General features: G+C 65.8%; 7 protein-coding genes. 4 read left to right on the top strand and 3 right to left on the bottom strand.

All coding sequences use genetic code 11. The features are described from left to right. A partial coding sequence (locus ACFE99_RS21535; protein ID WP_375488427.1) for a TIGR04338 family metallohydrolase occupies positions 1 to 481 on the top strand: 481 nt, incomplete at its 5' end. Between the two features lie 99 nt (positions 482 to 580). Further along, positions 581 to 2,656, top strand: a complete 2,076-nt coding sequence (locus tag ACFE99_RS21530; RefSeq protein ID WP_375488428.1) for a glycoside hydrolase family 3 C-terminal domain-containing protein — start codon at positions 581 to 583, stop codon at positions 2,654 to 2,656. Positions 2,657 to 2,659: 3 nt separating this feature from the next. On the opposite strand, the gene ACFE99_RS21525 is transcribed toward ACFE99_RS21530, so the two are convergent. Beyond that, on the bottom strand, positions 2,660 to 2,836 hold the full coding sequence (locus ACFE99_RS21525; RefSeq protein WP_375488426.1) for a metallothionein: 177 nt from the start codon (positions 2,834 to 2,836) through the stop codon (positions 2,660 to 2,662). A 170-nt stretch (positions 2,837 to 3,006) separates the two neighbouring features. Here ACFE99_RS21525 and ACFE99_RS21520 point away from each other — a divergent pair, with 170 nt between their 5' ends. Next, positions 3,007 to 3,666, top strand: coding sequence for an O-methyltransferase (locus ACFE99_RS21520; protein ID WP_375488425.1), 660 nt, complete (start codon positions 3,007 to 3,009; stop codon positions 3,664 to 3,666). A 3-nt stretch (positions 3,667 to 3,669) separates the two neighbouring features. On the opposite strand, the gene ACFE99_RS21515 is transcribed toward ACFE99_RS21520, so the two are convergent. Continuing rightward, complete coding sequence (locus ACFE99_RS21515) at positions 3,670 to 4,650, bottom strand: nitronate monooxygenase (RefSeq protein ID WP_375488424.1); 981 nt, start codon at positions 4,648 to 4,650, stop codon at positions 3,670 to 3,672. A 169-nt stretch (positions 4,651 to 4,819) separates the two neighbouring features. Here ACFE99_RS21515 and ACFE99_RS21510 point away from each other — a divergent pair, with 169 nt between their 5' ends. Then, entirely contained in the window at positions 4,820 to 5,266 is a 447-nt protein-coding gene (locus tag ACFE99_RS21510; RefSeq protein ID WP_375488423.1) for an SPW repeat protein, read from the top strand. A 52-nt stretch (positions 5,267 to 5,318) separates the two neighbouring features. On the opposite strand, the gene ACFE99_RS21505 is transcribed toward ACFE99_RS21510, so the two are convergent. Beyond that, positions 5,319 to 6,177 (bottom strand): dihydroxy-acid dehydratase (locus tag ACFE99_RS21505; protein ID WP_375488422.1); only part of this gene is annotated, 859 nt, incomplete at its 5' end.

Below are 6,177 nucleotides of genomic sequence, written 5' to 3'. Positions count from 1 at the left end.
GCAGCGATCGAAGGTTTACGCGGCTGAGGACTTCGTGCGGACGCTGTTCGACCGCGCAGCCCACCATGGTTCGCTGGCAGTCGAGTTCTTCGGCACGCAGCTGACGCTCCCGCCGGAAGGACGGTTCGGCTCGGTGGCAGCGGTGCAGCGCTACGTCGACGACGTGCTCGCATTACCGGCGGTGCGGCGCCGCTGGCCGGCGACCCCGCCGTTGACGGTCCGGGCGCGGCGCGCCGCGAGCGCCGCACACTACGAAAACCACCATGGCCCAGGCGTTATTGCGGTTCCCGACCGCGACACCGCCGACTGGGCGATGCGTGAGCTGGTGGTCTTGCACGAGGTGGCGCACCACCTCTGCCAAGCGCAGCCCCCGCATGGACCGGAATTCGTCGACACCATGTGTGCGCTGGCTCAGCTGGTGATGGGACCGGAGCTCGGGCATGTGCTGCGGGTCGTTTACGCCAAAGAGGGTGTGCGGTAATCACTGCGTCTTAACGTTGACGAGGTGACCGAGGTTGGGGCCGCGCTGGGCGGCATCGACACCGAGGCCGACGTGCGGGCGCGTGAGGTCGAGGCGCAGATGACCGACGACGAGCGTTTTTCGTTGCTGATCAGTGTGATGGGCGCCAACGAGCTGCTACCAGTGCGCGACGAGCGCATCCCCGCCGACATTCCGATGAGCGCCGGATACGTGCCCGGCATCCCGCGCCTTGGCGTGCCGGCGCTGCTGATGACCGATGCCAGCCTCGGCGTTACCAACCCCGGCTACCGCACAGGAGACACCGCGACCGCGTTGCCCGCCGGGCTCGCGCTGGCCGCCAGCTTCAACCCCGCACTCGCGCGCGCATCGGGCGCGGCGATCGCACGTGAAGCCCGCAGCCGCGGATTCAACGTGCTGCTGGCGGGCGGGATCAATCTCGCCCGCGACCCACGCAACGGCCGAAACTTCGAATACGTCTCCGAAGACCCGCTTTTAAGTGCGACGATCGCTGCCGAGTCGATCAGCGGCATCCAGCAACAAGGCGTCATCTCGACAATCAAGCACTATTCACTGAACTGTAACGAGACCAACCGCAACTGGCTCGACGCGGTCATCGACCCGGATGCCCACCGCGAATCCGACCTGCTGGCTTTCGAAATCGCGATCGGGCGATCACAGCCCGGCGCCGTAATGACCGCATACAACAAGGTCAACGGCGAATACGCCGGCGGCAACGACGTTTTGCTCAATGACATCCTCAAAGTCGCCTGGGGCTACCGCGGTTGGGCGATGTCGGACTGGGGCGCCACGCCAAGTTGGGACTTTGCGCTCAAGGGCCTCGATCAGGAATCCGGGGCACAGATCGACCGGTTGCTGTGGGGTGCGGAGGCGTTCACCGACAGGCTCAAAGCCGCCTATGCCGACGGCAAACTGCCCAAACAACGTCTGTCCGATATGGTACGCCGGATCCTACGATCGATATTCGCCGTCGGTGTCGATCGGTGGGACACAGTGCCGTCACCGGATATGGCCGCTCACAACGCAATTGCATTGGACATTGCCCGACAGGGAATTGTGCTGCTGCAAAACGATGGCCTGCTGCCATTGGAACCGAACTCCACTGCGCGCATCGCCGTCATCGGTGGCTACGCGCAGCTCGGTGTGCCGACCGGCTGCGGGTCGAGCGCCCTCGTTCCGCCCGGAGGCTATGCCGCAGTCATCCCGATCGGCGCGGCCGGGATGATGGGCAGCGCGCGCAATCTCTATCTGCTGCCGTCGAGCCCGCTCACGGAGCTGCGAAATATGTTGCCGGGCAAAGTCGTCGTGTTCGACCCCGGGATCAGCCCGGCCGAATCGGTACTCGCGGCGCAGAGGGCCGACATCGCCATCGTGTTCGCGGTGCGCGTCGAAGGAGAGGGCCTGGACAATGCCGACTTGTCGCTGCCATGGGGGCAGGACGCGGTGATCACCGCTGTCGCCGAGGCTCAGCCCAAAACGGTGGTGGTGCTGGAAACCGGCAACCCGGTTGCCATGCCATGGCGGGAGAAAGTGAACGCGATCCTGCAAGCCTGGTATCCGGGGCAGGCCGGTGGCCAAGCGATCGCCGAGGTTCTGCTCGGCACGGTCAATCCGTCCGGGCGGCTGCCCATCACGTTCCCGCTGGATCTCAGCCAGACGCCGCGGCCCCAGCTACCCGACCTCGGCGCTCCGTGGGGAACACCGATCACAATCCACTATTCTGAAGGAGCCGAGGTCGGCTACCGATGGTTCGCGAAACAGGGCCACAGCCCGATGTTCGCGTTCGGACATGGCCTGTCCTACACCACATTCGGGTACCGCGACCTCACGGTCAGCGGTGGCGATACCATCACGGCCAGCTTCACGGTTGTCAATACCGGCGAGCGCGCCGGCACCGACGTTCCACAGCTCTACTTGACGGCCGCGCCCGATGGGCAACGGTTGCGGTTACTGGGATTCGAGCGTGTCGAGCTTGAGCCGGGCGAGCTGTGCACCGTCACCATCGAGGCGGATCCGCGGGTGCTCGCCCGCTACGACGGCAGCGCCGGCAGCTGGCGCATCGACGAAGGCACGTACGCAGTGGCAGTGGGTGTTTCGGCGGCGGAGCCGGAGCTGAGGGCCGACGTCAACCTGGTCGGCCGCGCGTTCGGACCTTGATGGTCAGGTACCGGCTCCACCGCGCGGGGGTTCAGTTGCCACGGCGACCAGTTCCTCGCCGCATGTGCAGCGGTACGGCTCTCCCGCCTCCTTGCAGTGGCATTCGACCTCAATGCGAACGCGGCACCCACAGTCGCCGTGGCTACAGGTCAGCACGGCGCCCGGCTCGTAGCTCGCCATTTGCCTCACCCCTATCTGGTCGGGATCTCCAACGGTGGAATCCAGCGGTATTCCGCCAGCAGCATATACCCCATAGGGGTATACAGTAAAGGCTCAGGCGGGCCGGCGTTGCTCTGCTGTGTCCCACGCCGCTCCGCTTCGTGCCTCGGCCCCCGGCTATGTTGACAGCTATGAGTCAGGAACCGACCCCTCGCGACGTCGACGCGTTTCTGGACAGCACCCTGGTTGGCGACGATCCCGCCTTATCCGCGGCATTGGAAGCCAGCGCCGCGGCCGGCTTGCCGCCCATCGCCGTGTCGGCGCAACAGGGAAAGTTCCTGTGTCTACTGGCCGCTGCGATGCGGGCGCGCCGCATCCTCGAGATCGGCACGCTGGGGGGCTTCAGCACCATCTGGCTGGCGCGCGGCGCCGGACCCGAGGGCCGGGTGGTGACGCTGGAATATGAACCGAAGCACGCCGAGGTGGCACGGGCCAACCTGCAGCGCGCCGGTGTTGCAGATCGAGTTGACGTGATCATCGGCGCCGCGCTGGATACCCTTCCCGCGGTGGCCGGCGGGCCGTTCGATTTGGTGTTCATCGACGCCGATAAGGAGAACAACGTCGCATATCTGGAGTGGGCGGTGAGGCTGACACGGCCGGGCTCGGTCATCGTCGTGGACAACGTTGTTCGGGACGGGCGGATCCTTGCGCCAGCGCCGGACGACCGCCTGATACAGGCAGTGCGCCAAACGATCGAGCTGATGGGTAAGCACCCACAACTGGATACCGCGGCGCTGCAGACGGTCGGCGCCAAGAACTGGGACGGCTTCGCCATGGCGTTGGTGAAGTGATCGTCAGGGTGACAGATTTGCGAGAGCTTGTTGGGCCGAAGTCATTTGGTTGATCCGCAGTGCTGTTTCACCGGCGTAGAGCGCAGACCGATCCACCCAGGAATCCGGCATCCCCGCCAACGGCGCCAGCGGCGTGAACAACGGACGGCCCGGCGACTGCAGTCGCATCAACGCACCGGCATCGAGGTAGCCCAGCAAGGCCAGTGCGCGGCTGGATGTGTTGAGGGCAGCGGGTAGCGCCTTGGCACTCCCGTCGCTGCGGCACCACCGGTGGGTAGCGGCGTTGGGCACGACGCGGTGACGCAGCGGCCAGCTCAGCCCGAACAGTGTGGTTTCGAGCGTCTTGTCCGCGTTGATCACGCGTCGCTGGTACTCGGGATGCGCGTTGGATTCATGCGTCAACAAAAACCGGGTACCCGCGATGACGCCGCTGGCCCCGGCGTCGAGGGCGGCACGGGTGTCGGCCCTAGTGGCAATCCCGCCGGCGAGAAACACCGGACGTTCACCGGCAACGGCGCACACCTGCGGCAGAAACTCAAGCGCCGGCACGGTCCCGACGAGATGACCGCCGGCCTCCCGTCCCTGGGCGATCAGACCGTCAGCGCCCCAGCCGATAGCTTCGCGCGACTGCACTTCGGTACCGACCATCACGAACACGAAGATGCCCGCGTCGCGGAGACGCTCAACCAGTCTGCGGTCACCGCCGAAGGCCAGCACCACGACGTCGACGTGGGCGTCGACGCACACGTCCACGTGGCGGCGACCGGTGAAGGGCGACAACAGGTTCACCGCGACCGCGCGTCCCGGGGCCTCGGTGCGCACCTGATCGATCCACGTTCGCAACTGCGCGGGCGTCGTGAGTCCCAGTGTTCCCAGCCCGCCGGCCTTGGCGACCGCAGCGGCCAACGGTGCGCCGGCCAGTCCACCGCCCATTCCGGCTTGACCCACCGGAACGTCGAGCCGAAGCCGATCCGCGATATCCATGCCCCACCTCGCTTCAGCTCGACGCTACTGGTAGCCAGCAGTGCTCGTCGAGGCCGGTGAACCCGCCTAGTTTTCGTTGCTGGGGCTGCACCGGCCAGCGTAATCTTGGGTCAGATGGATGGGTTGCGGACGGCCCAAAAGGCTTGCCGCATAACAGAAAGGTCACAAAATGAGCACAGTGCATCCATCAATCGAACAGCACCCGGATTTGTTGGCTCTGCGCGCCAACTATGAGCGTGCCGCGGAGTCAATGACCGCGCAGTTCACCTTCGGTGTGGCGCTGCTGGCCGGGATCTACACGGCCGTGTCGCCATGGGTGGTTGGCTTCAGCATGACCAGGCCGCTGGCCCGCAACGATCTGATCTGCGGATTGGCAGTGGCCGTGCTGGCGTTCTGCTTCGCGTCCGCGCTGGACCGCACCCACGGCATGACGTGGACGTTGCCGGTATTCGGCGTGTGGCTCATCGTTTCGCCGTGGGTCGTCATGCACGGTGTCTCCCCGACCGCCGGTATGATCTGGTCAAACGTGGTCGCAGGCGCGGTGATCACCGTTATGGGCCTGACTGCCGTGTACTTCGGCATGCGCGCGCGCAGCTACGAAGCAAAGCACGCGTAGCCAGGCACACGGAAGTTCGCCATTCCCGGCCGGGATCAGGGCCCGGCCGGGCTTAACCGCAGACCGCTCCGGCGGCGGCCGAGCCGACCAGCTTGACGTACTTGGCCAACACCCCGCTGGTGTAGCGGGGCGGCAGCGGAGTGAAACCCGCACGGCGCGAAGTCAATTCGTCGGCGTCGACCAAGACGTCCAGGGTCGAACCGGCGACGTCGAGCCGGATTCCGTCGCCGTCCCTCAGGAGCGCGATCGGCCCACCGTCGACCGCTTCGGGGGCGATGTGTCCCACGCACAGTCCGGTGGTGCCACCGGAGAACCGGCCGTCGGTCAATAACAGCACGTCTTTACCCAAGCCGGCGCCCTTGATAGCACCGGTGATGGCGAGCATTTCACGCATTCCCGGGCCGCCCTTGGGACCCTCGTACCGGATCACCACGGCATCACCCGCCGTGATGGTTCCGTCCTCCAAAGCATCCAATGCGGCCCGCTCACCGTCGAAAACCCTTGCCGTGCCCTCGAACACGTCTGTGTCGAAACCTGCGGTCTTGACCACTGCGCCCTCCGGCGCCAGCGATCCGTGCAAAATCGTGATCCCGCCGGTCGGATGGATCGGGTTATCCAATGCCCGCAGCACCCTGCCGTCGGGATCGGGCGGGGCGATGCGCGCGAGATTCTCGGCCACTGTCCGGCCGGTCACCGTCAAGCAGTCACCGTGCAGCAGACCGGCATCCAACAGTGCCTTCATGACCACCGGCACCCCGCCGATGCGGTCGACGTCGACCATCACATGCCGCCCGAAGGGCTTGACATCGGCCAAATGCGGCACCCGTGAACCGATGCGGCTGAAATCGTCCAGCGACAGCTTGACGTTGGCCTCGTAGGCGATCGCCAGCAGGTGCAGCACGGCGTTGGTG

The organism is uncultured Mycobacterium sp. (assembly GCF_964249325.1).
In the GTDB taxonomy this organism is placed as follows: Bacteria; Actinomycetota; Actinomycetes; order Mycobacteriales; family Mycobacteriaceae; genus Mycobacterium.
Note: the sequence above shows the minus strand (reverse complement) of the source record. Positions and strands in the feature narration are given on the sequence as shown.